Origin of the sequence: Sphingobacterium pedocola (genome assembly GCF_015209965.1) — a bacterium.
Classification (GTDB): domain Bacteria; phylum Bacteroidota; class Bacteroidia; order Sphingobacteriales; family Sphingobacteriaceae; genus Sphingobacterium; species Sphingobacterium pedocola.
Genome location: NZ_MU158689.1, coordinates 563,925 through 589,472, shown reverse-complemented (window position 1 = coordinate 589,472; position 25,548 = coordinate 563,925). Strand labels below are relative to the sequence as shown.

The window sequence follows — 25,548 nt, the reverse complement described above, 5'->3', positions numbered from 1 at the left end:
CTTTCTTTTTGGTTTACGTCTTACTCCTCTACCGATCTATTATTTTCCTTATTCCATTCTCGCTGTATTGCGATAGCCTCCTCATCTCCTTCAAAATCGTGATAAGAATTGGAACTCATTGTCTGAGAATACGGCACAACTTGAGAGATAAAATCATCATCATGACCTGGCTTACTGTAATCATATGGCCAACGGTGTACTGCAGGAATCTCTCCCGGCCAGTTCCCGTGAATATGTTCTACTGGTGTAGTCCATTCTAATGTATTTGATTTCCATGGATTTTGTGTTGCTTTCTTACCGCCCCAAATTGATCCGAAGAAATTAACTAAAAATGCAACTTGGCCCAATCCAGCGACAATAGCAGCCCAAGTAACAAGAATATTTACGGAAATCCATTTCTCCATAAACGGAAATTCAGTGAACGCATAATAACGACGAGGAACACCGTCTATTCCCATAAAGTGCATTGGGAAGAATACCAAATAAGCACCTAAAAATGTCAACCAAAAATGTAGATACCCTAATTTTGCGTTCATCATACGACCAAACATCTTAGGATACCAGTGATATACACCACACAACATACCAAAGATGGAAGCCGAACCCATTACCAAGTGAAAGTGCGCAACGACGAAATACGTATCGTGCAAGTTGATATCCAAAGCCGCATTACCTAAGAAAATACCTGTAACACCACCCGACACGAAAAACGAAACCATACCGATTGCAAACAGCATCGCAGGTGTAAAACGAATATTACCTCGCCATAATGTAGCAATATAGTTAAATGCTTTCACCGCCGAAGGAACCGCGATAATCAAGGTAGTGATCATAAATACACCTCCTAAGAACGGATTCATACCCGTTACAAACATGTGGTGACCCCACACGATAAATGATAATACGGTAATACCTACTAATGAATAAACCATCGCATGGTATCCAAAGATAGGTTTACGGGAGTTTGTGGAAATTACTTCAGATGTCAAACCTAAAGCAGGCATCACCACAATATATACTTCCGGGTGACCTAAGAACCAGAATAAATGCTGGAATAAAATAGGTGACCCACCTTCATTTGGCAAAATCTGCCCTTGAACGACCAAATCAGACAGATAAAATGATGTACCAAATGAACGATCAAAGATCAACAATACCACAGCAGATACTAAAACAGGGAATGACAACAAACCAACGATTGCCGTCAAGAAAAACGACCAAATCGTTAATGGCATTCTCCATAAGTCCATACCTTTCGTGCGCATATTCAATATGGTACTAATGTAGTTAACACCGCCCATTACCTGAGAAGCGATGAATAATGTCATACTGATTAACCACAACGTCATCCCCAATCCCGATCCCGAAATAGAAGTAGGAACAGCCGACAACGGAGGATAAATAGTCCATCCGGCCGACGCTGGGCCACTTTCTACAAAGAAAGATGCAAGCATGATAACACAAGCTATAAAAAAGAACCAATAGGACAACATGTTCATAAATGGAGATGCCATATCACGTGCACCAATTTGATAGGGAATCAACAAGTTACTGAACGTACCGGATAAGCCAGCCGTCAATACGAAGAAAACCATCATTGTACCGTGTATGGTCACTAAAGAAAGAAAAAACTCCGGTTTGATACGGCCCCCTTCAGCCCACTTACCTAAAAACACCTCCAAAATAGGGAAATCCTTATCTGGCCATGCTAATTGAATACGAAACAATATAGATAACAACATGGCAAAAACCGCCATAATAATACCTGTAATCAAGAATTGCTTAGCAATCATCTTGTGATCCTGACTGAATATATATTTAGTCAAGAATGTCTCATGATGGTGATCATGTGAACCGTGATGTGCTGCGTCGTGCGATATAACTGTACTAGACATATTCTATTGTAAAAAATCTTTGTTCTATTAATTTAATGAAGCAGTAGTGATACCCTCAACTTCTTTGTTCTGTTGCGCAAATTCCTTCTGCAAATCTTCCGTGAAATATTTGGCTTGTGTACCCAACCATTGCTTATACTCTGCTTCAGTAACTACCACTACCTTCTTTTGCATATTATAATGAGCTGATCCACAAATTTTATTACACAACATGACATAGTCATATTTCGGATCATTCATACGATCCCGCATTTCTTCGGTAGTTACCGTTGGTGTGAACTGAAAGTAATTCGTCATACCGGGTACCGCATTAATTTGAACGCGAAAATCAGGAATAAAAAAAGAGTGGATAATATCTTTGGAAATAATGTGGAATCGCACCGATCTACCAACAGGTAATACGATATGTTCACCCGAGATATCATCCCAAGAAGTTTTATCGTTAAAATCTATACCATAAGGATTATCTGCAGTCGTCAATTTGTAATTACGTTTACCCATCTCACCATCCGTTCCAGGATATCTCACCCGCCACATGAACTGCTCTCCTAAAACCTCCACCTGAAGTGCCGATTTTTGAAGATCTTCCGGAACACTGGTAATGGATCTCCAGGTAAAGAAACCGAACAATACCAATACCGTCAACACAACAGCTGGTACAATAGTCCAGATTTTTTCAATCGTATCGTTGTGTGGTAAAAAGTATGCTTTACGGTTGGCGCGCATTCTATAGATATAAGCAAAAGAAAGTAGAAGAATGTGTACAACGATCATCACGAAAGTCGTAATAACTAATGTAATGATAAACATCGTATCGATCTTCTCACCGTGTTCCGTAACGGCATCTCTCCAAGACCAACTTCCCCATACCGAATATGAATAATAGACTCCCCACAAGAAGAAGACTAAAAACGCCAACAATAACACCGCTTGCAAGGTATTATTCGCAAGGGGATTGTATTTTCCCTCGGTTTTGCGTGTCAGTTCGTATATTGAGATAACTTTGCCAACGACAGCTATAACGGTACAGATAACCAAGAATAACAAAACATAATAGAAAAAGTCTTTATAAACTTGTGGGTCTATTTGTTTCACTTCTGCCGCGGTTGACGCTGCGCTAGCCGCGTCACTTGACAACCCTGCAGCTGCCGCAGAAGAATCAGCTCCTGCCGCAATACCATTAACCGAAGTAGCTGTATCTGCCACAATGGCTTCAACGCTTACTGACGCGGAAGTCTCCTCCCCTGCTATAGTATCCACTACAACAGAATCCTGTTGATAAGCTAGAACGGGTGCAGCAAAAAATAAGCTGATTAGTAGTAGACAACCCAATATGGATTTGAATCTGTTATTTATTTTTAACTTCATTTCTTAAAAAACGTTTGAACGTAACTCCTTTTTCTCGCTATTAAATTTGGTGATGTAAGCTTTCATCTAAGAGAGGATGATTCTTGGCGGCCAACGGGTGCCTGCTCAATTTATTCATCACCAAAAAGATAAAAATACCCATAAAACCTATAGCTGTACCGACTTCAATAAATCCAAAACCTCTATGTGTTTCAACCGTGCCCGGCATTACCATAATATAATAATCTAACCAGTGGCCTAATAATAATAGAATACAAACGAATGCCATCATATTAAGTCTGCGTTTTGCATCTCTATCTACCAACAATAGCAAAGGAGCGACAAAGTTAATGATTATATTGATCCAAAACCATGGTTTGTATTCCGGTTCAAAACGTTTGTAGAAATACACTGTTTCTTCAGGAATGTTTGCATACCAAATCAACATGAACTGTGCAAACCATACGTAAGTCCAAAAAATCGAGAATCCGAAAATCAATTTACCCAAATCGTGCAAATGGTTTTCATTAACCCATGACATATAACCGGCTTTCTTCAAAAAGATCAAGATCAATGTAATTACGCATAATCCACTTACCCACATAGCAGCAAAATTATACCAACCAAACATCGTAGAGAACCAGTGAGCCTCCAATGACATGATGGTATCAAATGACCAAATAGGTGTCGTAAAACCAAATATGACTAAAAATATCGCCGATAACTTAAAGCTCTGTCTGTACGAGTTTAAACCTCCTACTAAATCTTCGTTGTAAGATAGCTTCGCTAATATAACCGCAAATACACTGTACAAGCCCATGAAAATAATCTGGCGGCCCAAAAACCAAGGCATGTTCAGATAACTTGCTTTCTCGGCTATCAGCGCATCATAATTTGGGCTGTTGGGATCAATCAATCCATCTGCGTGCCAGTGATGATACAAATTATGTGTAGATAAGCCTAAGGCTACAATGATAAACAATATAATAGAAGCGATCGGCAAAATGCTTGCCATTGCCTGAGGAATACGGATTAATCCGGCAGACCAACCTGACTGAGTTACTAATTGTAATGCTACGAAGAAAGCTCCTGCAGCACACACACAAGTAAAATAATACCCCATCAATAAAAGATTCGCATATGTACGCTCAACCATGATGTGATCACTCGATAACAAACCGAGCGCGACTGCAACTATTCCTACAACGATAGCAACTAAACTGAGTACCTTCGCGGTACCAGCAAATTTATATTGCTCGCTGAAATTATAATCGTGATGATGACTGTGAGTTCCCATTTATAAAATCGATGTTAGATTATTTTTTTTGTAATTCTTGTACGTACATTACTACTTTCCAGCGTTCTTCTGGATTTAATTGAGAAGCATGAGATCCCATGGCATTCAACCCGTAATAAATGGTATGATAAATTTTTCCTGCTGTCAAATCACTCATAGCACCTCCCCTAGAGGATACCGATCCAGTAGATTTCAAATACGACGGTGGAGGAGGAAAATTCTCCAACTGGCGCCTACCTCGTGAATCTTCCACAAAACGGTCCTTGGTAATCGCGCCATCTCCTTTACCTTCAGCACCGTGACACATGGCACAGTTTACTAAAAACAAATGCTCGCCTTGTGCTAGGTTTTCTGGAGTTACCGCTAAAGGATTAGTTAGCTCAGCGCCAGCACGCTGATAATCTTCCAACGTATTTGCGAATTCAAAACGTTCAAAACCGATCGGCGTAGTACCTAAAGGCGGAGTCTGTGCAGTCTGATTATTTTTAAAATTATTATTCGGTTGATCCGGATTATAAGCAATCGGATCGTACATATTGCGCGAAAATTCCCAACCTGCATCGCGCGTAGTACCATCGCCACAGGCAGAAACCACTGCTGCTAATGCGACAGCTACACATACAGTTCCAAGAAAATTCTTCTTATTCATAACTAACATATTTTCTTTCATTGTATTTAACCTCTACTGCACCAGCTTCCTTCAACAAATTATCAATAAAAGCGTGGTCTGTATTTTCATTTGCGTCTATTGCGATAATAAAACGGTCGTCCGTTGCTCTTAAATCCATCACGCGGGGTGCACGTCCTGGGAATAAATGATTACGGAAGCAAAAAGTTGCCACCATACCCAAAGCACATATCAATATGGTTACCTCAAATGTAACCGGGACAAAGTTTGGCAAAGGTAATGACGGCTTACCACCAATATTCATCGGCCAATCGTAAGCCATGGTATAGTACAACAAACTAAATCCCAAAACAGTACCCATAGCTCCGAAGATAAACGCCGCGATAGGTAAACGTGAAGGCTTCACGCCCAACTTTGCCTCTATACCGTGTATAGGCATAGGTGTAAAACAGTCATATATGCTGATATTGCTAGCCTGCAATTTGTCGATCCCGTGCATCATTTCATCCGGATCGGCAAAACTACCTAATATATATTTTGTATTGCTCATTGCTTATTAATTTCTAACGTCTAATGCCTTAATATCTTCCTCTGTAACAGAATCGTATTTACCGAGGGACTTCTTGAAGAACTCCACCTGTTCATCCGGGAATGCACCCTCCTGAACCAATTTCGTTTTTTGTTGTAAACTTGAGCTTTTCAATAATAATTTGACCTCTGCAATTGCGATACCTGGTAAGAAACGCAAGAACAATAAGAATAAGGTAAAGAACAAACCAATCGAGCCCACGAATATACCTACATCCGTCCATGTTGGGTAGAACATTGCCCATGAAGAAGGTAAGTAATCACGGTGCAATGACGTCACGATAATGACAAAACGTTCGAACCACATCCCAATATTTACCACGATGGACAGTATCCATGAAATAGGAATACTTGTACGGATCTTTTTGAACCAAAACAATTGTGGTGAGATCACGTTACAGGTCATCATCGCCCAATAAGCCCACGCATAAGGACCGGCAATACGGTTTGCAAATGCGTACTGCTCGTATTCCGAACCCGAGTACCATGCAATGAATAACTCCGTTAAGTAAGCTACCCCAACAATAGACCCGGTTACCATGATGATCTTGTTCATCGATTCAATGTGGAACATGGTAATGTAGTTCTCAAAGTTTAACACCTTACGAAGAATCAATAACAATGTCTGTACCATCGCAAAACCGGAGAAAATCGCCCCTGCAACAAAATATGGAGGGAAGATAGTCGTGTGCCATCCAGGGATTACAGAAGTTGCAAAGTCCATGGATACAATCGTGTGCACCGAAAGCACCAGTGGTGTCGAAATACCCGCTAAAATCAGGGATACAATTTCAAAACGTTGCCAAGTCTTTACAGACCCACTCCATCCGAATGAGAAGATAGAATAAATTTTTCGCTTAAGGCCCGTCGCACGGTCACGTACTGACGCGATATCTGGTAACAAACCACAATACCAAAATACCAAGGATACGGTAAAGTAAGTCGAGATAGCGAATGCATCCCATACTAGTGGAGAGTTAAAGTTAACCCACAATGAACCAAATTGATTCGGTAATGGAAAAATCCAATAGGCCAACCACGGGCGCCCCATATGTGCTACAACATACGTCGCTGCACAGATTACGGCAAAAATAGTCATGGCCTCCGCAGAACGGTTAATAGAGTTACGCCAGTTTTGGCGGAATAACAATAACACGGCCGAAATCAGCGTACCTGCGTGACCGATACCTACCCACCATACAAAGTCGGTGATATCCCAAGCCCAACCTACTGTTTTATTCAGACCCCAAGCGCCGATACCCGTCCAAAAGGTATAGCCAACACTCACAACCCATAGCATTGCTCCGCAGACAGCTACAATAAATCCTATCCACCAAGCTTTGTTTGGTTTATTTTCAACCGGAAGCAAGATATCATCAGTCACTTTAGCATAAGTGATATTCTTGCCGGTTACTAATGGTTCTCTTAATATTGATTCGTTATGCGATGACATAGTTTTTTTATTTCAGATATTGAATAAAATTACGCTTCAAATGTATTTCTTACCTTCGTCATGTAACCGATATTCGGTTGAACATTGATTTCCTCCAAGACGTAGTAAACGCGCTCATTTCGTAGTGCTTTTGAAACTTCTGATTCCGGATCGTTAGCGTCACCGAAGATAATAGCATTTGCCGAACAAGCCGCTTGACAGGCCATTTTCACATCGCCATCTTTCAATTTACGATTTTCGATTTTCGCCTGTAATTTACCACCTTGAATACGTTGTATACACATAGAGCATTTTTCCATTACTCCACGAGAACGTGTAGTTACATCCGGATTCAATACCAGTTGTGTAAATTCGTTATTTAAGTAATTATCGAAACGTGAATCATTCCAGTAATTAAACCAGTTGAAACGACGCACTTTATACGGACAGTTGTTTGCACAGTAACGTGTACCGAAACAACGGTTATATGCCATGTGGTTAAGACCCTCTGAAGAATGGACTGTCGCCAATACCGGACAAACCGTTTCACATGGAGCGTGCTCACAGTGTTGACACAACATAGGCTGGTGTACAACTGTTACATTTTCGAAATCTTGAATATCCGCGATTTCTTTCTCCTTTGTAAATTTAGTACCATTCTCTTCGATCGTATAATAACGGTCGATACGTAACCAATGCATTTCACGACGACGACGTACTTCGTCACGCCCTACAACCGGAATGTTATTTTCTACGTTACATGCTACAATACATGAACCACAACCTGTACACGCATTCAAGTCAATCGCCATCACCCATTTGTGACCGGGTTGCTCAAATTTGTTCCACAAATCATACGTTTTATGCGAATCCGCAAAACGACCTGACTCTGAATTAGGATCCTTTAAATATTTAGCAAAAGTTGTCTCGCGAATAATATTACGTCCTTCAATCGTATGATGTGTTTGTGTTTGTGCTAATTCGTAAGTACCGACAGCTTTAAAAACTTTAGCTTGTGCGGCCAATTGTACGGTACCATTTATTAAGCTTGCTAATGGGAACGCATTCTTTCCGACTTCATTACCAGCTTTACCTACTTTAGTCCGACCATATCCCAATGCGACCGAAACCGTTCCCATAGTCTGACCAGGTTGCAACACAACAGGTAGATCGATCGATTGACCATTTGCCTCTACAGTAACTTTACCATTTTCGCCTAATCCCAATTCCTCTGCAAATTTAGGATTTATAGCGGCGTAGTTATCCCACGTCACTTTAGATACAGGATCAGGTAATTCCTGGAGATATGCATTATTTGCGTAACGTCCATCACGCATTACGGTAGACTCGTATAATTTTAATTCTACCGCCCCTGCAATTTTCTTACTATCATTTACGATAGCAGAAGCTACCGAATTTACATCTACATTAGCCGAATACGATGAACCAGTGCTAGAACCTTTATAGACGAAACCAGATTGTAATATGTCTTTCCATACTTTTCCTGTACCTGGAAGAATATTGGCTTCCCAATTTAATTTCACGAAATCATAAATGGAAGTCGTATCTCCAGCCCATACTAACAAGCTTTGCTCAACTTGTCTGGTATTGAACACAGGGTTAATAGTGGGTTGTACGATCGTAAAGAGTCCTTCTTTAGACGAAGCATCGCCCCACGATTCTAAGAATGTAGAAGCCGGTGCAATCGCTTTTAATTCCGAGGCAGTTTCATCAGCACGATCAGCGAAAGACAAGGTGAAATCCACTTTAGCTAAAGCAGCTTTTACATCGCCAGCGTTGAAATAATCATAAATCGGGTTGCTATTCAAGAAAAAGGCAACACCTACCTGACCCGCCTTAGCTGTCGCTAAGAACTGTTGGAAAGCAGCATCTGAACCTTGATATTGTTTAGAATAATTATCTAAATCAATAATTGCGCCGTAAGCACCTAGTTGCGTATTGATCGCATTTACTAATGCTTGGGTATTGATATCATTTGATCCCGCCACCACTACTGCTGCACCTTTTGCATTGGCTAATTCTTTAGCCGCTAATTTGATTGCAGTCTGTGCCTTTGCATTGGTCGTACCACCAGCTATCGTTTGACCCGTGATCTCGTTATATAATGCAATTAAAACAGCGCCTTCTTCCGACGGTTTAATAGCGATACGCACGTCAGCGTTAGATCCTGTCATACTCAATCCGGATTCGAACTGAATATGGCGTGACATTTTACCATTTTTCAATGATTTGTAGTCACGGTTTTTAATATAATCTTGTGTGTGTTCTTCACCTGCTAACCAAGATCCCAAGAAATCTGCGGCTACCGAAACGACAACCTGTGCATTCGCAAAATGGTAAGAAGGAATTACGGCTTTACCAAACGAATTCCTATTCGCTTCAATAATACCACCATATGAAATCGCATCGACTTGAATATGAGACGTAGTAGGGTATTTAGTCGCCAATCTCGCTATCGTAGCTAACGTTGTCGGTGAATTCACCGTATTCGAAACAATTGTAATTTGCTTTCCTGCAGCTGCAGCTTTATCCAAAGAAGCAATAACTGTGCTATCTAATTTCGCCCATTCAACATCTTTACCACCAATTTGTGGGTTTTGTAATTTGGACATATCGTACAGATCCAAAACAGAGGCGACTGTAGGCGCATCCGTTCCTTGATTCAAGCCAATTGCATTCGGATTAGCTTCAATTGAAATAGGACGCCCTTCACGTGTTCTTACTAAAACACTTTGTCCGTTAAAAGAGGAAGCATAGAAATTAGGTATACCCGGTGTAACTTCTTCCGGCTTGATGACATAAGGCACCGCCTTATGAATAGGCGTCCGATTACAAGCTGCTAGTGTAACAGCTCCTAAACCGAATCCTAGTGCTTTTAAAAAGTCACGTCGTGGTGTTCTTGTACTTAAACCTGCTTCATTTAATACATCTTCTACAGGAATAGGTTCAGCAAACTCCCCCTTATTACTTTCTATGAAAGCAGGAGTTTGATTTAACTCTTCTAAACCTTTCCAATATTTTTTATTGCTATCCATTTAAGCTGTATATAAGATTGCGTTTTCCTAATTAATTATTAATAGTGACATTTTCCACATTCCAGACCACCGATCATGGCTGCAGTCATTTTCTCACCTTTCTTCAATTTCTCGTGCGCTTCGATCAACTGATCGTAGTATGCATTATCGGCATTCACTTCAGTAGTCTTATGACAATCTACACACCATTTCATTGTTAACGGAGAGTATTGGTATACTTCTTCCATTGTCTCGATCGGACCGTGACATGTTTGACATTCTACCCCAGCAACCGAAACGTGTTGCGAGTGATTGAAATAAGCAAAGTCTGGAAGATTATGAATCCTTACCCATTCGATAGGTCTTGGATTACTACCGTATTCACGTGTATCTGGATTAAAATCTACTGCACGGTATAATTTTGCGATCTCCGGAGAAAGTTCTCCTTCATAGTGATCAGAAGCCGTTACTGTGTTATGACAGTTCATACACACATTCGCTGAAGGGATCGACGCATTCTTCGATTTATACGCCCCACCGTGACAATATTGACAGTCAATCTGATTTACCCCCGCGTGAATTTGATGCGAGAATTTAATCGGCTGTACAGGTTGATACCCCTCGTGCACGCCCACATTCCACATGGTACGCCATCCGACTACAGCCAATAAAGCAACCAGCATTAACACCGCAAAACCGACTAGCTTTTTGTTCTTCAAAAATGCTCTTGCGAATTTCGCATTACGGCTTTCTGCATGCGCTTCCTCGTTGGCTTGGGCCGCATGAATAGCTTCCTGGTTGTTAATAAGCACTTTTTCCAGCGTACGGGTTACACGGTTTAAAACAACCACCACACCAATCGCTAAAATCAAGATCGCCACCAAACCAAAGATCATGAAGTTATTAGCTCCACTACTCTGTCCAGCTCCAGCGACTTGGGGTTCAGCCGCCTTCGCCGCTAATTTAGCTTCCTCATCGCCTACATAAGCAATAATGTTTTTAATTTGATCGTCAGATAAGTGGGTGAACGCAGTCATCGCCATCTTATTGTATTCTTCATAGATCTTGACAGCTGCAGGATCACCTGCATCAACCATTGCTTTAGAATTTTTGATCCAGCTAACCAACCACTCTTCGGAGTGACGCTCGGACATCCCAGCTAAAGCAGGACCTGTTACTTTCTTGTCAATCTTGTGACACGTTGTACAATTTGCTTTAAAAAGGGCTGCACCTTCCTTTACATCTTGCGCATTTGATGTCATCGTAACGGCAAATAACAACACCAAACTGACCGATATTGACTTCGCAAGTCTTCCCAAAACGGATGAGATATTTCTCATATTTAGCACTTTATACTATTTATTTATGAATATAAAAATTACTTAACTTAATTGCAATGTGGAATTCTCCCATAAAACAATGCACAAAAGTATAACTATTTAAGTAATCAGTGACAATTTAATGACGCAAAATATCAATTTAAATTCATTCTAAATAATTCAATTAAACGTCTATTTAAGCCACTCAAACCACCGTAAGGAAATATTTTACCGGTCTCTTCTTTTAAAAAAAAATTAACTTTTTAAAAATGACATCAATACGATTATGATATGTTAAAAATCCTTTTTATCGTCTTCTATTATTCGTAATTTAGTGGGAATAAATATATTTTTTGTAAAACAAAGATGTACTTAAAAGGGTTATGAGTACAACACAATATAAACACATGATCCACTAAAAAGACTGCCGCGTCGTGCCTCCTCGCATTGACGTGTATGCAACCACTGCTATAATCATCATTGCGAGGCGCGAAGTAACGAAGCAATCTTTGTTACTTTTATTTAAAATGAAATCAATATGAACTTGTTTATTTTTAGTTTAATAGTAGGGCTGACATTAAGTGCATGCACGAATGGCAACTCACAGTCAATACAACATTCAGTACAACAACATATGGAAGACACAACGAAATACAACAAACTAACAGCAGAAGAGGAATACGTGATTTTACATAAAGGGACGGAGAGGCCTTTTACAGGTGAGCTGCTGGAAAATAAGGAAAAAGGAACATACGTATGCAAGCGGTGCGATGCCCCCCTTTACAATTCGGAGGATAAATTTGAATCACACTGTGGTTGGCCGAGCTTTGAAGATGAGATTCCAGGCGCCGTGCAGCGAATAACCGATGCCGATGGCAGAAGAACAGAAATACTTTGTAAAAAATGCGGAGGTCATTTAGGTCATGTGTTTCTTGGGGAAGGATTTACCGCAAAAAACACACGACACTGCGTAAACTCCCTTTCCATGAAATTTGTACCGGCAAAAGGCCAGTAAGAAAAGAACTAGTTTCTTACTTTTAATTCACAAGGGATAACGATATGCTGGTATCCCTTGCTTTTACCATTGATCTCGGAAATTAGAATCTGTATAATATGATCTGAGATACTCTTGATATCCTGAGCTAATGAAGTAACCGGAGTGTGGAATAGCGAAAAGATAGCATGATCATCAAAAGATACGATCTTATCTATACTTAATTTGTATTTTTTAATTGCCTTGAGTCCAATTATTGCAATATAGTTAGTCGCAAAGAAAACCGCATCTAGCTTGTTGTCGACAATGAAATCACGTACCAGATCAATCGTGACCTCATCTGGTTGATCAACCTGAATTTTCTTAATGACAGCATCCCTGCCTAACTCATCCATCGCCTGCATATAACCATCCAGACGGCTCCGCATCTGCGTCTGTGCAGAATTGATTGTAAGCATCCCAACTTTTGTAGCCTTTAAGTCATCCAATAAGTATTTAGACCCCATGTACGCAGCTTGCTTATTCTCCGACACGACGTAATTGGTATCTAAATCTTCTATAAAACGATCGAATAACACGATGGGAACATTATTTTTAAGCAAATTATGAATCACTTCAGAAAGCCCTTCTGTAGGCGCAATGATAAAGCCGTCTATCTGTCTATCATGAAAAAGCTGGATAAGCTCTTTAGCCCGATTCACGTCGTTATTCATACTACAATACAAAATATGGTACCCATGATCGTAAGCCCTCTGTTCAATTTGCTTCGCAATATTTGCAAAAAAAGTATTGGAAATATCTTCTACAAGCAGCCCCAAGGTTTTTGATTTACCTGTACGGAGACTTTTTGCCAACTGATTAGGCTTATACCCTACTTTCTTCACATAGTCTAATACACGATGCGTCAATGCATCGCTTATTCTCTTTTCTTTCGCTTTATCGTTTAATATAAATGAAACGGTTGTTACAGATATTCCTAGATTTTTGGCTATATCGCTAATAGACAATCTTTTTTTCATGAAGTAGGCTTAATTTTAACCATAATAATTTAACAAAGCACAATCTACTAAAATTCAACAACAATTTTAGCAAAATTACTTTTTTAATTTTCTTCAAAAAAATCCAACAATAGAGGAATACAAAACTTCTCCTCCTACCGACCGTATTCAATCTAACCTCGAGGTAACTTTTAATAGGTAAAGTGATTATATTGTATATAAAAGTAAATTTACCTAAGTTTGCTAAATGGTTTTACCTATTCATATTCAATTAAACACATACGTCATATCATTATCTTTTACATGATTAGTCAAAAAATATCATTACTTACTATATTATATTTCAACCTGTTAGTCTGCACGGTCACCGCGCAAACATACTCAAAATATGTAGATCCGTTTATAGGCACAGGTGGTCACGGGCATAACTATCCCGGAGCAACAGTTCCATTTTCCTTAGTACAGCTATCACCGGATAATGGCAAAAATGGCTGGGACTGGGTCAGCGGTTATCATATTTCTTCGGACTCCATTGCCGGATTCAGTCACATGCATTTGAGCGGGACAGGTATTGGTGATTGGTTAGATATTGCCGTGATGCCTATGTTAGCTCCTATTTTAAAAGAAAAAATAGATATGCGCCAAAAGTTTTCCGATGAACTTGAAAAAGCAAGTCCCGGATATTATGAAGTTAAATTCGATAATGGCATTCACACAAAATTGACAAGTACCGAACGCGTAGGATTACATGCGTACACATTCCCTCCCAACACAGGATCACCTACAGTGAGAATAGATTTAGGACATGCCTACAATTGGGATAGTCCGGTATCGACGCGTATAGAAATCCGTAATGACAGCACCATCATAGGGCATCGGTATTCGTATGGGTGGGCAAATAAACAACACGTTTATTTTGCATTACGCACGTCGCAGCCTATCGCGGATCACCTCTTCAACGGCGCTAAGGCTCCCGGCTTCGATTCTTTTCTCGAGATCAAAAACAGTAATGCACAGGGAGGTCCAAAATCAGCAAACGCACAACTGGTATTTAAATCCTCATCCAGTATAAAGATCAAAGTCGCCCTATCGACGACAAACACAGATAAGGCGCTTGCCGCACTTCAAGAGATCCCGCATTGGGATTTTGATCAAGTGCGACATGACGCCGATGCTAAATGGGAAAAAGAACTGGCAAAAATAAAAGTGGAGACCGACAACGATCATCTAAAACGTGTATTTTACTCGGCACTCTACCATACCGCTGTATCCCCGACACTGTATTCAGACCAAGATGGTGGATACAAAAACTACAAAGGTGAGATACATCGCATGGCCGACGGAGCGCAGCGTTATACCTTATTTTCGCTTTGGGATACCTTTCGGGCTTTGAAACCACTCTTCACCATTACTCAACCCGAAAAATATAGCGACATACTAAATAGCATGCTTTCCTTTTACGATGAAAACGGGCTATTGCCTGTGTGGGACTTAAGCACATTCGAAACCAACACTATGACGGGCTATCACGCTATACCCGTTTTAGCAGATGCTGTTCTTAAAAACTGGCCGGGAGTAGATGCTGAACGCGCCTATCAAGCCATGCGTGCAAGCGCCTTTCAACAAACACGTGAGGTTCCGGCCTATATTGAATATGGTTACGTACCACAGGACGTCAACGGAGGAAGCGTAACCAAAACATTGGAATATGCATTTGACGATTATTGCATTTCATTGGTAGCCCAAAAGCTTGGAAAACACGAAGATTTTCAACTATTCACAAAACGGGCAAAAAATTACAAGCATCTTTTTGACCCCCAATCCGGATTTATGCGGGCAAAATTCAAAAACGGCAAATTTGTCGAACCATTTGATCCTTTTCATTCTGAACACGACTTTGACAAAAGCCAATACATTGAAGGTAATGCATGGCAACATTCTTTTTTTGTACCACACGATATTAGAGGGTTAGCCAAATTATTTCCAAATAAAAATGGATTACGTGATATGCTCGATTCGTTATTTGCTACTCCTTCATATATGACCGGCGAAAACCAATCACCCGACGCCAGCGGATTTATTGGCCAATATGCCCATGGAAATGAACCGAGCCATCATATTGCCTATATGTACAGTTACATTGGGGAAGCATGGAAGACACAAGAAAAAATTCGGCAAATCGTGGATTCTATGTATCATGATCGTCCAGACGGCTATGCTGGTAACGAAGATGCCGGACAAATGAGCGCCTGGGCGGTATGGTCAATGATGGGCCTATATCCCGCTTCTCCGGTAGGTGGCGAATACGTCTTCGGCAGTCCATCGCTAAATAAAGCTACGATTACCATGCCGAATAATAAATTATTCACCATAGTAGCAAACAACAATTCGTCCAAAAACATCTACATTAAATCCATTACGCTCAATGGCAGGCCTTACCACAACGTTTTCATTAGACATGATGAAATGCTCAAGGGAGGCGAATTGGTTTTTGAGATGTCTAATAAACCAAATAAAAAGTTAGGAAAACATAAAGCAAGTTGGCCTACATCAATGGAAAATTAAACGGGAAGCGACGAAATGTCGCTTTTTTCTTACTAACATTAAAAAGGTATATTTATTGCTAATACATTATAAAAGGAGATATACAATGGCAGATTTAAACAACATAAAAATACAAGACATCCCTGGAGATAATGACGGTACCGATTTTTACGACAATTTTAGACGAAAATTGATCGATGTAGAAACGTTTCCTTCCTTATATGTTTTCAAATTTATAGCACCAGCTTCAATCGAAACAAAGCATCAAATTGAACGGCTATTTGAACACCCTAGTACGAAAATTTCTACCAAAGATTCCAAAACCGGAAAATACCACGCGTTTACCATTGAAACGTTTGTAAATACAGCTGATCAAGTGATCGCCTATTATAAAGCGGTTGCGAAAATAGATAAGGTAATCATGTTATAAAAAAGCCGGCTGCCAATAAGACAGCCGGCTTTTTTCTTTTTAATCAACCTTCAATTATTAAACTTCTACTTCTTCAGGGGCAAACTCTTCGTACAATGTAGAAAAAGCTTCATAATCATCATCACCACTCGGAGTAAATACCCTAATTTTTTGATCTTCAATAAATTGAAGCACCTCTGTATTCAAATCTTTATCATTGATTACCGCAACATCGGTATACGTCAAAGCGCCTTTATACAAATCCAAATAGTTACCCGAACCGTAAGCAGCGGAATCCGCTACATCTACATCTTCCTGTGCGGGCATCTCGCCATATTTGGCACTCAATGTATCTGTATCTGCATCGAAGTCTTCTTTATACAGCGAGTAAAACACTTTCGCATCCTTGAATGTCGGGTCATCATGGTACACCTTCTTTAAGTATAACGGCACCATAGCTGAAAACCAACCATGACAGTGCACGACATCTGGCGACCATCCCAGCTTCTTCACCGTCTCCAACACCCCTTTTCCAAAAAACAACGAACGTTCGCTGTTATCACTAAAAAATTTACCATTTTCATCACGGAAAATCTTTTTACGTTGGAAATACTCTTCATTATCCAGAAAATAAACCTGCATACGTGCGGCCGGTAATGAAGCTACTTTAATAATCAATGGATTATCGTTATTGTCTACCACAATATTCATTCCCGACAACCTTATCACCTCGTGAAGACGATTTCTGCGCTCATTGATATTACCAAAGCGAGGCATTAAGATACGGATTTCAAATCCTTTTTCCTGCATGGCTTGCGGTAACTGGCGTGTAATTTCAGAAATTTTACTTATTTCAAGGAAAGGCGACATCTCGTGGGTAATAAACAATATTTTCGTTTTTGCCATCTCCAAATTGCTTTTTTTATTAATAGAATATAAAAATCAGTAGCACAAAGGTACGCAAATTATCTGTATTTTACAATATATTAAAAATCATCGTTTTATAATTACAAAATTATTATGCAACTTTACTGCCATTTTTACAAATAAAAATACGTGCAAATTTTCAACACCAAAAACAGCCTTCAGCACTACCTTAAAGGTATTCGCGAAGCATATAAAACCATTGCGTTAGTCCCTACCATGGGCGCTTTACACGAGGGGCATTTGTCCCTTATCCAACAGGCCAAACAATCCGCCGATATTGCCATTTGTAGCATTTTTGTCAATCCAACTCAATTCAATGATCCAAAAGATCTGGAGAAATACCCCAGACCACTAGAAAACGACATCGCACTATTGAAATTGGCCTCCTGCGATGTCTTATTTTTACCTTCTGTCGAGGAAATGTATCCAGATACCGGCGAAAATTGGCACTTAGACTTGGGAAACCTGGAAGCGGTCTGGGAAGGAGAGCACCGGCCGGGGCACTTCCAAGGCGTAACACAGATCGTATACAAGTTATTTACCCTTACTCAGCCCGACTTTGCATGTTTTGGTCAAAAAGATTTTCAACAAGTCATGGTGGTGCAGAAAATGATCGATGTAAAACAACTCCCTATAAAACTCATCATTTGTCCGATTATACGAGATCAACATGGTTTGGCGCTTAGTTCCCGTAATATGCGCCTCTCTTCCCAAGGAAAAGAAAAAGCACTGATCCTTTCGAAAGCACTTCGGTATGTGCAGCAAAATTTTAAGTCCATACCAGTCAACGAATTAACAGAGATCGGAAAGAACATAATCCAATCCGAAGAAGGTGTGACACCCGAATACTTCGCCATCTGTGAAACAAGAACGTTACAGCAGGTTGACGAGCTTCATGCTGGTAAAGAGTATGTCGCACTAGTTGTAGCTTGGGTGGAAGGGGTGCGGCTTATTGATAATATGTTGTTAAATGGATAAAGATATATTTTTGGATTTACTGAACAGTTCCAAGCCGTTTCACTTCCGGGACCTGTTCTTAACGCAAATCCAAAAGTTTTCTTAACGCTACATCGACCTAGGTCGTCATCTTAAATTCAGTTGCAGTACTAAGTAGAGAATTAATAACAAAGCACTATCCTCAAATAAATAAAAATGTCGCTAGAGTTGCATCAGCCCCTAATTCCCGCACTCGGCCCTGATGCCTACTTACGCAGCAACCATTTGTCAATAGCAGGAGGCAGCACGAACCAGTATGGCGAATGGGTACAGCGACGACTTTAAGAATAAATATTTGTTTTCAATGGAATTCTTGAGCTCACTACGTTCGGTTTGCTTCTTTTGGAAGAAAAGAAGGAGCCCCCCGACGAGGGCAAAAAGATAAAATACAGATATTAATGGTTGCTAGTACAATTTAGAGCGAGCGACAAACTGCATAAAATAAACCTTCCCTCACTCTGTAATATTGATGATGCACAATTAAATTCAACTAGCTCATATTGTCACGCACCCTACAAGAAACTACTAACCAAAAGGTTAAGCTAAAAACCTAACTCAGTTTAGATCATTTCTAAATAGACAGTGTGATTTGTTTAATTCCTTCTTTCAATTCCCTTTTTGTAATTTTGTAACTGGTTTAGTGAATATACATTATGAAGAAAAGTTCAATCATTCTGATTGTGATCATAGCGGTGGCTATTGCGATGATTTTGGTGATTTACACCGATTCGAGTACATATTCTACCTTTACGGAGGCGAAAGAAAAAAACACAGAGTTGTATGTTGTCGGCGTGTTAAACAAAGAAAAGAATTTGATCTATGATCCCGTAACAGATGCAAACCTTTTTTCATTTTACATGTACGACAATGACAGTACAGAATGTCGCGTTGTATTTAATGGTGCGAAACCGCAGGACATCGAACGTTCGGAACAAATCGTGCTTACCGGAAAAATGGAAGGGGATGTATTTCATGCAAGTAAAATATTGATGAAATGTCCTTCTAAGTATAATCAAGACCAAGTAGAAGTAATCGAAGCAACTACGGCTTACCTAGCACAGTAGGGCGTTTTGAATACTTTTGACTTTCGGCTTCTTTCTTTTGATTTTTGAATTTTGATTTAAATAATGGACGTTAATTACGTTGGTGAAAACCTACTACCTGGAAAAATAGGACAATTTTTTGTTATCCTCTCTTTCGGCGCATCTTTATTTTCCCTGATAAGCTATTTTTTTGCAGCTCAAAACGCTGCGAGAAACCAATCTGGCGAACCTATCGAGGACAAATCATGGAAAACCCTTGGTCGAATTGGGTTTTGGTTGAATGCCCTTTCTATTCTTGTAATAGGCTCAACTTTATTTTATATCATCTATAACCATCTATTCGAATACCATTACGCGTGGGCGCATTCTTCGCGATCCCTCCCAACACATTACATCATCTCGTCATTCTGGGAAGGACAAGAAGGTAGCTTTTGGTTGTGGATGTTTTGGCAGGTCGTATTAAGTAGTATTCTTGTCTTCAAGTCCCGAAGCTGGGAGGCACCGGTAATGACCTTCGTGATGCTTTGTCAGACGTTCTTGGCCTGTATGCTGATTGGTGTAGAAGTATTTGGATCTCGGATAGGCAGTTCACCGTTCATCTTGTTACGAGATGCCATGCCAGGACCTATCTTCAATAACCCCAATTATTTGTCGATGATACCCGATGGCAGGGGACTGAATGCGTTATTACAAAACTATTGGATGGTTATTCATCCACCTACCCTATTTCTGGGATTTGCCTCCATGATTGTACCTTTTGCGTATGCAGCTGCAGGTTTATGGCAGAGAAGATATAAGGAATGGATAAATGCGAGTATGCCATGGGCGCTGTTTGCCGTGATGATTTTGGGAGCAGGTATTATCATGGGATCATTCTGGGCTTATGAAGCGCTAAACTTTGGAGGCTTTTGGGCCTGGGATCCGGTAGAAAATGTATCGATTATTCCGTGGCTCACACTAATTGCCGCAGTGCATGTGATGTTAGCTTACAAACATTCCGGACATGCTTACTTTACCGCAACTTTACTTGCGTTAATAAGTTTCGTATTGGTTATTTACGCATCTTATTTAACACGTAGCGGCATATTGGGAGAAACTTCTGTACACTCCTTTACCAGTTTAGGAATGTCCGGACAATTGATCTTCTTCAATGTGACCTTTCTGATTATCACAGTCGGCCTGTTAATTTGGAGAAGAAAAGAGCTACCTAGTACACAGAAAGAAGAAGACATCTATTCAAGAGAATTCTGGCTGTTTATTGGAGCGCTGGTTTTAACTGTCGCTTGCGTACAGATGATTGCAACCACTTCGATACCGGTTTTCAACACGCTATTTGGCACAAAAGTAGCTCCACCAATTGATCCCATCGTACATTACAACAAATGGCAAGGTGCTTTCGCTGTCGTTGTCTTATTACTTACTTCATGTACACAGTTCTTAAAATATAAACGGTCAGATCCCAAGAAATTTTGGCCGGCCCTTATCGCTTCATTTATCGTATCGCTCATTTTGGCAGCTGTGGTGGTATATTTTACGAAGGTATACACCAACGTAATGTACGTCTTGATTACCTTCACCGCTATTTTCTGCATTTTGGCAAATATCCGCGTATTGGGTGATGCACTGAAAGGAAAATGGCGATTAGCAGGTTCCGCCGTTTCACATATTGGATTTGCCTTACTTGTTTTAGGTGCATTAGTTGCCGCTGCCACCAATGAAGTGATCTCCGTCAACGAAAGCCGCTACATTGGCGTACAAAATTTTGGCAAAGACGGAGATAAATTTACCGACCCCGGCGAAAATTTATTTTTAACCGAAGGCGAACCCGTACAAATGGGCGCCTACAGAATCACTTATGTTGGCGATAGCGTCGCACCTCCGAACGTATATTATCACATCAAATATGAAAAAATCGACGAAGAAAGTGGTAAAATACTGGAATCTTTTCGGTTAAGTCCTTTTGCCCAAAACAACCCGGATATGGGGGGGCTAATTGGCACACCCGCTACCAAGCACTACGTCACATACGATATTTATACCCTGATCACCGCAGCATCAGCTGACTCGCAATTACCTGCCACAAATATACAAGACAGTGAAAAAACAGGATTCGAAGATTATGATGAACCCGCAACCTATCAAGTAAGTATCGGAGACACCTTACGCTACCGCAACGGTGTATTCGTTATTGATGGTATAAATAAAGATGCCAAATTACAGAACATCCCTTTGGATCCTAAAGACGTATTGGTAGGTTTAAAGATAAAGGTAATTTCCGGAGACGGGAAGGAATATGATGTAGAACCTGTATTTCTATTGAAAGATGGTAATGCATATGATTTCAATAAAGATGTTGAAGAACAGGGACTTCGCTTCCGTTTCACAAATATCCGTCCAGATCAGGATAAATTGGAAATAATGGTTTATCAAAAGCCGTTACCGGAAAAGAAATGGATTGTATTTAAAGCTATAAAGTTCCCATACATTAATTTCTTTTGGTGTGGCACCATCATCATGACGATTGGTTTTATCATGGCGATATACAAACGCTTAAAGGATAGAAAACCAGAAGATAAAATTGAATCCTAATGGACATCGTTATACTCGGAACCGGAAATGTAGCGACACACTATGCTAAAGCGTTCCAATCGCTAGGACACCACATTACACAAGTGTATAGTAGAACTTCAGCCAATGCAGATGCATTGGCTGAAGTCGTTTTTGCGGAAAGCATCCATAATCTTTCTCAAATCAGCGATAGCGCAGATCTATATATTATCGCCGTATCTGATCAAGCAATCAAGCCAGTTATAGATCAACTTCCCAACCAACTACAAGGTATCGTTGTTCATACATCAGGGGCCACCCCCCTAACGATATTAAATCGCTTTGAAAAAAGTGGGGTCATCTATCCTCCGCAAAGTCTTTCCAAAAACATAGAAACGGACTTATCCGCCATTCCGTTTGCCGTTGAAGGGAATACGCATGAGGTCGAACAAATGCTGTTACAAATAGCACAACAGCTTTCACACAAATCATTCCGCTGCAATAGCCAACAACGGATAACATTACATATTGCTGCAGTCTTTGTGAACAACTTTTCTAATGCCTTGTATCAAGTTGCCTTTGACCTATTAAAGCGCGAGAATTTGGATATTGAATTGATACGACCGATCATACGAGAAACAGCCAACAAAGTGCAACATCAAGAACCTGGAGAGGTACAAACCGGTCCGGCGATAAGAAATGACATGCAAACAATACACGCTCATTTACAATTCTTAAGCCAAGAGAAGCACCTCGCTCAAATCTATCAAAATTTGACCGCTTTAATTATAAAAACAAGATAGAAAGCGAGCTTTATATGCAAAAAAAATAAAAATTATCAGGGACATATTAAAGCGCAAATTACTTGCTAATTTTGCCGAGGAATAAAACAAACATTAAAAGTAGACGTTTGAATCACATATAACTTGATAACAAACTATGACAGTTAGAAAATTAATTCTTGGCACGATCATCTTAATCAATCTTATTATTGTTTCTTTTGGATTTATCTTTACTCCGCAGTGGTTTTGGTTGCTTATCGTTCCGTTTCCTTTAATGATAATTGCATTTTATAATAGCTTCCAAACGAACCATGCGATCCTCCGGAACTTTCCTTTGGTTGGTTATTTCAGGTATTTTTTTGAATCCATCCGCCCAGAATTAAGACAATATTTTTGGGAATCAGATACCGATGGTAGACCGTTCAACCGCAGACAGCGTTCAATTGTATATCAGCGATCAAAGAATGAACGTGAAACAGTTGCTTTTGGCATGCAAACAGATCCGCAGGCTGTCGGAAACGAGTGGGTCGCACATTCAATTTTCCCCTGCCATATTGAAAATCACGATTTACGCACTACCGTGGGTAATACATCATGCAGCCAACCTTACAGCCTGAGCGTGTTCAATATTTCGGCTATGAGTTACGGGGCACTGAGTAAAACGGCAATCACCGCATTAAACAAAGGTGCGGCATTGCAGAATTTTGCGCACAATACGGGTGAAGGAGGAATAAGTAATTACCACATCAGCGGAGGAGATTTAATCTGGCAAGTCGGAACAGGCTATTTTGGATGTCGTAATGAAATGGGGTATTTTGATCCCGACCTGTTTACTGAAAAAGCCAATCGCCCGTACGTTAAGATGATTGAACTCAAGATCTCCCAAGGAGCTAAACCCGGTCACGGTGGTATCTTACCGGCGGCAAAAAACACACCAGAAGTCGCTGCTATACGCCACGTTGTACCGGGTACAGACGTCATGTCGCCACCGGCACACAGCGCATTCCGTAATCCGATAGAGATGATGGAATTCATCCAGCTGCTGCGCGAGCTCTCGAATGGTAAGCCTGTAGGATTTAAGATCTGTATTGGTGACAAACAGGAGTTTATGGAAATATGCAGGGCCATGCAGACGACCCAAATATTCCCGGATTTCATTTCCATAGATGGATCAGAAGGAGGTACCGGAGCTGCTCCTTTGGAGTTTACAGACAACCTGGGCATGCCACTATATGATGCACTGACATTCGTCACTACTACGCTCATTAGATACGGACTTAAAAAGCACATAAAAATTATCGCTTCCAGTCGTATCGTTACCGGGTTTGATTTATTAAAAGTGATTGCCTTAGGTGCAGATGCGTGCTATAGCGCAAGGGGAATGATGTTTGCTTTGGGGTGTATTCAAGCATTAAAATGCAACGAAGATGTGTGCCCTGTAGGGGTAGCTACGCAGCAACCCCACCTATATAAGGGACTTGATGTGGAAGATAAATACGTACGGGTAGCCCAATTTCACCGGAATACATTACGTGCTACCGCAGAAATCATGGAAGCTTGTGGGTTTCGAACATTGGACGACGTCACCGCCGATAAATTTTTCCGAAAAGTGGATAGTATCCAGACACTAAGTTTTCAAGACATTTATTTTAAAGAAACGGGTCGATTGAATAAAAAGGACAACAACTTTGCAAAAGAAGAGTTCTTGGACTAACTCTGTAAGGAATTGTGCGTATCTAAAAAGATCATTGAACTGTGAAAAAACTCGTCATTGCGAGGAAGAATGACGAAGCAATCTTAACTTTTTGTTCAAATAGATTGCTTCACCATCGTGCCTCCGGTTCGCAATGACGGGCATTTAAGCGTTTACTTTAAATTTTGGTATACTGTTTCCAAGATATGCTGCGCATCTTTAAGTTTATCCCGATCGACGTTGTCGATAGCTTCGGCGATTGTACGTGATGCCTGCGCCATGCAGTCCATTTTAATCTTTCTGCCTTCCTTCGTCAGGTAAATAAGGTTGGTTCTGCGATCTCCTTTATCGTTGACACGGATAACCAGTTTCAATTTTTCGAGGTTGTTAATTAATCGTGAAATACTGGGCTTATCGCGAAAGGTAAGATTGGCCAACTCTTGTTGTGTTAGTCCTTCTTCGTTCCACAAATAATACAGGAGACTCCATTGCTCCGCAGTAATCGTTAGACAGCTTTCCTTTAAATTTCGCTGTAGTCTTCTTGACATAGCAGTAGACGCTTTTCCAGTTAAAAACGAGAAAAACTCTTCTGCAAATAGATTATTACTAGTCATGATTAATAAATAAGTTTAGGTTGCTTATGCAATTAAGTCATTATTAGCATAATTTCCAAATTTTATTTCACCTATACCTGTATTTTTTAATTAATTTCTTAACTTTAGTTCAATGGAAAATATATTAATTACTTTGGTTTTGGTGGGGGGACTCATTTATAATATTTACAATAATTATAAAAAGGAAATGGAGAAGACGGCTAAACGTGACGTCAGAGTTCCTGTACCACCTGTTCCTATGCAAGCACCGTCAATGCCAACGCGTTCTACCATTCATCCTCCGGTAATTAAAAGGGAATCAACACCCCCGGAAGTATCGCACATACAAAAATATAAGGGGGAAAAAAAGATTATTCCTCAAGCTTTAGCCTTAGAAGCGTTAGAGGAAAAAACAGTAGCTTTTGACCTCAAACAGGCTGTAATTCAAGCGGCTATTTTAGATCGACCTTACAGATAGGTT

Annotated in this window: 21 protein-coding genes; 10 read left to right on the top strand and 11 right to left on the bottom strand. The window is 40.2% G+C overall.

What is annotated here, in order from left to right; all coding sequences use genetic code 11:
- Positions 1–20: 20 nt before the first annotated feature.
- The 8 genes from C4F40_RS02350 to C4F40_RS02315 are packed head-to-tail and all read right to left on the bottom strand — an operon-like array spanning position 21 to position 11,562.
- Positions 21–1,895, bottom strand: a complete 1,875-nt coding sequence (locus tag C4F40_RS02350; RefSeq protein WP_390881605.1) for a cytochrome c oxidase subunit I — start codon at positions 1,893–1,895, stop codon at positions 21–23.
- Between the two features lie 27 nt (positions 1,896–1,922).
- On the bottom strand, positions 1,923–3,263 hold the full coding sequence (locus C4F40_RS02345) for a cytochrome c oxidase subunit II (RefSeq protein ID WP_231389891.1): 1,341 nt from the start codon (positions 3,261–3,263) through the stop codon (positions 1,923–1,925).
- A 40-nt stretch (positions 3,264–3,303) separates the two neighbouring features.
- On the bottom strand, positions 3,304–4,539 hold the full coding sequence (locus C4F40_RS02340) for a quinol:cytochrome C oxidoreductase (protein WP_196937773.1): 1,236 nt from the start codon (positions 4,537–4,539) through the stop codon (positions 3,304–3,306).
- Between the two features lie 19 nt (positions 4,540–4,558).
- Positions 4,559–5,188 carry a c-type cytochrome gene (locus tag C4F40_RS02335; RefSeq protein ID WP_313784903.1) on the bottom strand — a complete coding sequence of 210 codons (630 nt, stop codon included), beginning with the start codon at positions 5,186–5,188 and terminating at the stop codon, positions 4,559–4,561.
- Entirely contained in the window at positions 5,181–5,717 is a 537-nt protein-coding gene (locus tag C4F40_RS02330; protein WP_196937770.1) for a DUF3341 domain-containing protein, read from the bottom strand. Before C4F40_RS02330 ends, C4F40_RS02335 begins: the two co-directional genes overlap by 8 nt.
- A gap of 6 nt (positions 5,718–5,723) precedes the next feature.
- Complete coding sequence (gene nrfD, locus C4F40_RS02325) at positions 5,724–7,208, bottom strand: NrfD/PsrC family molybdoenzyme membrane anchor subunit (RefSeq protein ID WP_196937769.1); 1,485 nt, start codon at positions 7,206–7,208, stop codon at positions 5,724–5,726.
- A gap of 29 nt (positions 7,209–7,237) precedes the next feature.
- Positions 7,238–10,243 carry a TAT-variant-translocated molybdopterin oxidoreductase gene (locus C4F40_RS02320; RefSeq protein WP_196937767.1) on the bottom strand — a complete coding sequence of 1,002 codons (3,006 nt, stop codon included), beginning with the start codon at positions 10,241–10,243 and terminating at the stop codon, positions 7,238–7,240.
- A 38-nt stretch (positions 10,244–10,281) separates the two neighbouring features.
- On the bottom strand, positions 10,282–11,562 hold the full coding sequence (locus C4F40_RS02315) for a cytochrome c3 family protein (protein WP_196937766.1): 1,281 nt from the start codon (positions 11,560–11,562) through the stop codon (positions 10,282–10,284).
- 517 nt (positions 11,563–12,079) lie between these two features.
- Between C4F40_RS02315 and C4F40_RS02310 the strand changes: the two genes are divergently transcribed.
- Entirely contained in the window at positions 12,080–12,556 is a 477-nt protein-coding gene (locus tag C4F40_RS02310) for a methionine-R-sulfoxide reductase (protein ID WP_196937765.1), read from the top strand.
- A gap of 8 nt (positions 12,557–12,564) precedes the next feature.
- On the opposite strand, the gene C4F40_RS02305 is transcribed toward C4F40_RS02310, so the two are convergent.
- Positions 12,565–13,554: a LacI family DNA-binding transcriptional regulator gene (locus tag C4F40_RS02305; RefSeq protein WP_196937764.1), complete on the bottom strand. Its 990-nt coding sequence runs from the start codon at positions 13,552–13,554 to the stop codon at positions 12,565–12,567.
- A 282-nt stretch (positions 13,555–13,836) separates the two neighbouring features.
- Between C4F40_RS02305 and C4F40_RS02300 the strand changes: the two genes are divergently transcribed.
- Entirely contained in the window at positions 13,837–16,098 is a 2,262-nt protein-coding gene (locus C4F40_RS02300) for a GH92 family glycosyl hydrolase (protein WP_196937762.1), read from the top strand.
- Positions 16,099–16,183: 85 nt separating this feature from the next.
- The gene (locus tag C4F40_RS02295) at positions 16,184–16,507 is read left to right on the top strand and encodes a DUF493 domain-containing protein (RefSeq protein WP_196937760.1); all 324 of its coding nucleotides are present in this window, start codon (positions 16,184–16,186) and stop codon (positions 16,505–16,507) included.
- Between the two features lie 57 nt (positions 16,508–16,564).
- Here C4F40_RS02295 and C4F40_RS02290 read toward each other — a convergent pair whose 3' ends face one another.
- Complete coding sequence (locus C4F40_RS02290; protein WP_196937759.1) at positions 16,565–17,392, bottom strand: glycogen/starch synthase; 828 nt, start codon at positions 17,390–17,392, stop codon at positions 16,565–16,567.
- A gap of 150 nt (positions 17,393–17,542) precedes the next feature.
- Here C4F40_RS02290 and panC point away from each other — a divergent pair, with 150 nt between their 5' ends.
- From panC to C4F40_RS02265, 6 genes are all read left to right on the top strand, one after another.
- On the top strand, positions 17,543–18,391 hold the full coding sequence (gene panC / locus C4F40_RS02285) for a pantoate--beta-alanine ligase (protein WP_196937757.1): 849 nt from the start codon (positions 17,543–17,545) through the stop codon (positions 18,389–18,391).
- A gap of 174 nt (positions 18,392–18,565) precedes the next feature.
- Positions 18,566–18,694: a hypothetical protein gene (locus tag C4F40_RS21645; protein ID WP_262894803.1), complete on the top strand. Its 129-nt coding sequence runs from the start codon at positions 18,566–18,568 to the stop codon at positions 18,692–18,694.
- A 368-nt stretch (positions 18,695–19,062) separates the two neighbouring features.
- Positions 19,063–19,473: a cytochrome c maturation protein CcmE domain-containing protein gene (locus tag C4F40_RS02280; protein ID WP_196937756.1), complete on the top strand. Its 411-nt coding sequence runs from the start codon at positions 19,063–19,065 to the stop codon at positions 19,471–19,473.
- A 63-nt stretch (positions 19,474–19,536) separates the two neighbouring features.
- Positions 19,537–22,041, top strand: a complete 2,505-nt coding sequence (locus tag C4F40_RS02275; protein WP_196937755.1) for a heme lyase CcmF/NrfE family subunit — start codon at positions 19,537–19,539, stop codon at positions 22,039–22,041.
- Positions 22,041–22,802 carry a Rossmann-like and DUF2520 domain-containing protein gene (locus C4F40_RS02270; RefSeq protein WP_196937753.1) on the top strand — a complete coding sequence of 254 codons (762 nt, stop codon included), beginning with the start codon at positions 22,041–22,043 and terminating at the stop codon, positions 22,800–22,802. The genes C4F40_RS02275 and C4F40_RS02270 overlap by 1 nt, the downstream gene beginning before the upstream one ends.
- A gap of 136 nt (positions 22,803–22,938) precedes the next feature.
- Positions 22,939–24,495, top strand: coding sequence for an FMN-binding glutamate synthase family protein (locus C4F40_RS02265; protein WP_196937751.1), 1,557 nt, complete (start codon positions 22,939–22,941; stop codon positions 24,493–24,495).
- 152 nt (positions 24,496–24,647) lie between these two features.
- Here C4F40_RS02265 and C4F40_RS02260 read toward each other — a convergent pair whose 3' ends face one another.
- On the bottom strand, positions 24,648–25,088 hold the full coding sequence (locus C4F40_RS02260; RefSeq protein ID WP_196937750.1) for a MarR family winged helix-turn-helix transcriptional regulator: 441 nt from the start codon (positions 25,086–25,088) through the stop codon (positions 24,648–24,650).
- 112 nt (positions 25,089–25,200) lie between these two features.
- Between C4F40_RS02260 and C4F40_RS02255 the strand changes: the two genes are divergently transcribed.
- Positions 25,201–25,545 (top strand): hypothetical protein, encoded by a 345-nt coding sequence (locus C4F40_RS02255; protein WP_196937748.1) that lies wholly within the window; start codon positions 25,201–25,203, stop codon positions 25,543–25,545.
- Positions 25,546–25,548 lie beyond the last annotated feature (3 nt).

Coding starts and splice junctions, on each gene's coding strand:
- C4F40_RS02350 (WP_390881605.1), bottom strand. CDS start 1,895: ATGTCTAGTACAGTTATATCGCACGACGCAGCACATCACGGTTCACAT.
- C4F40_RS02345 (WP_231389891.1), bottom strand. CDS start 3,263: ATGAAGTTAAAAATAAATAACAGATTCAAATCCATATTGGGTTGTCTA.
- C4F40_RS02340 (WP_196937773.1), bottom strand. CDS start 4,539: ATGGGAACTCACAGTCATCATCACGATTATAATTTCAGCGAGCAATAT.
- C4F40_RS02335 (WP_313784903.1), bottom strand. CDS start 5,188: ATGAATAAGAAGAATTTTCTTGGAACTGTATGTGTAGCTGTCGCATTA.
- C4F40_RS02330 (WP_196937770.1), bottom strand. CDS start 5,717: ATGAGCAATACAAAATATATATTAGGTAGTTTTGCCGATCCGGATGAA.
- nrfD (WP_196937769.1), bottom strand. CDS start 7,208: ATGTCATCGCATAACGAATCAATATTAAGAGAACCATTAGTAACCGGC.
- C4F40_RS02320 (WP_196937767.1), bottom strand. CDS start 10,243: ATGGATAGCAATAAAAAATATTGGAAAGGTTTAGAAGAGTTAAATCAA.
- C4F40_RS02315 (WP_196937766.1), bottom strand. CDS start 11,562: ATGAGAAATATCTCATCCGTTTTGGGAAGACTTGCGAAGTCAATATCG.
- C4F40_RS02310 (WP_196937765.1), top strand. CDS start 12,080: ATGAACTTGTTTATTTTTAGTTTAATAGTAGGGCTGACATTAAGTGCA.
- C4F40_RS02305 (WP_196937764.1), bottom strand. CDS start 13,554: ATGAAAAAAAGATTGTCTATTAGCGATATAGCCAAAAATCTAGGAATA.
- C4F40_RS02300 (WP_196937762.1), top strand. CDS start 13,837: ATGATTAGTCAAAAAATATCATTACTTACTATATTATATTTCAACCTG.
- C4F40_RS02295 (WP_196937760.1), top strand. CDS start 16,184: ATGGCAGATTTAAACAACATAAAAATACAAGACATCCCTGGAGATAAT.
- C4F40_RS02290 (WP_196937759.1), bottom strand. CDS start 17,392: ATGGCAAAAACGAAAATATTGTTTATTACCCACGAGATGTCGCCTTTC.
- C4F40_RS21645 (WP_262894803.1), top strand. CDS start 18,566: ATGTCGCTAGAGTTGCATCAGCCCCTAATTCCCGCACTCGGCCCTGAT.
- C4F40_RS02280 (WP_196937756.1), top strand. CDS start 19,063: ATGAAGAAAAGTTCAATCATTCTGATTGTGATCATAGCGGTGGCTATT.
- C4F40_RS02275 (WP_196937755.1), top strand. CDS start 19,537: ATGGACGTTAATTACGTTGGTGAAAACCTACTACCTGGAAAAATAGGA.
- C4F40_RS02270 (WP_196937753.1), top strand. CDS start 22,041: ATGGACATCGTTATACTCGGAACCGGAAATGTAGCGACACACTATGCT.
- C4F40_RS02265 (WP_196937751.1), top strand. CDS start 22,939: ATGACAGTTAGAAAATTAATTCTTGGCACGATCATCTTAATCAATCTT.
- C4F40_RS02260 (WP_196937750.1), bottom strand. CDS start 25,088: ATGACTAGTAATAATCTATTTGCAGAAGAGTTTTTCTCGTTTTTAACT.
- C4F40_RS02255 (WP_196937748.1), top strand. CDS start 25,201: ATGGAAAATATATTAATTACTTTGGTTTTGGTGGGGGGACTCATTTAT.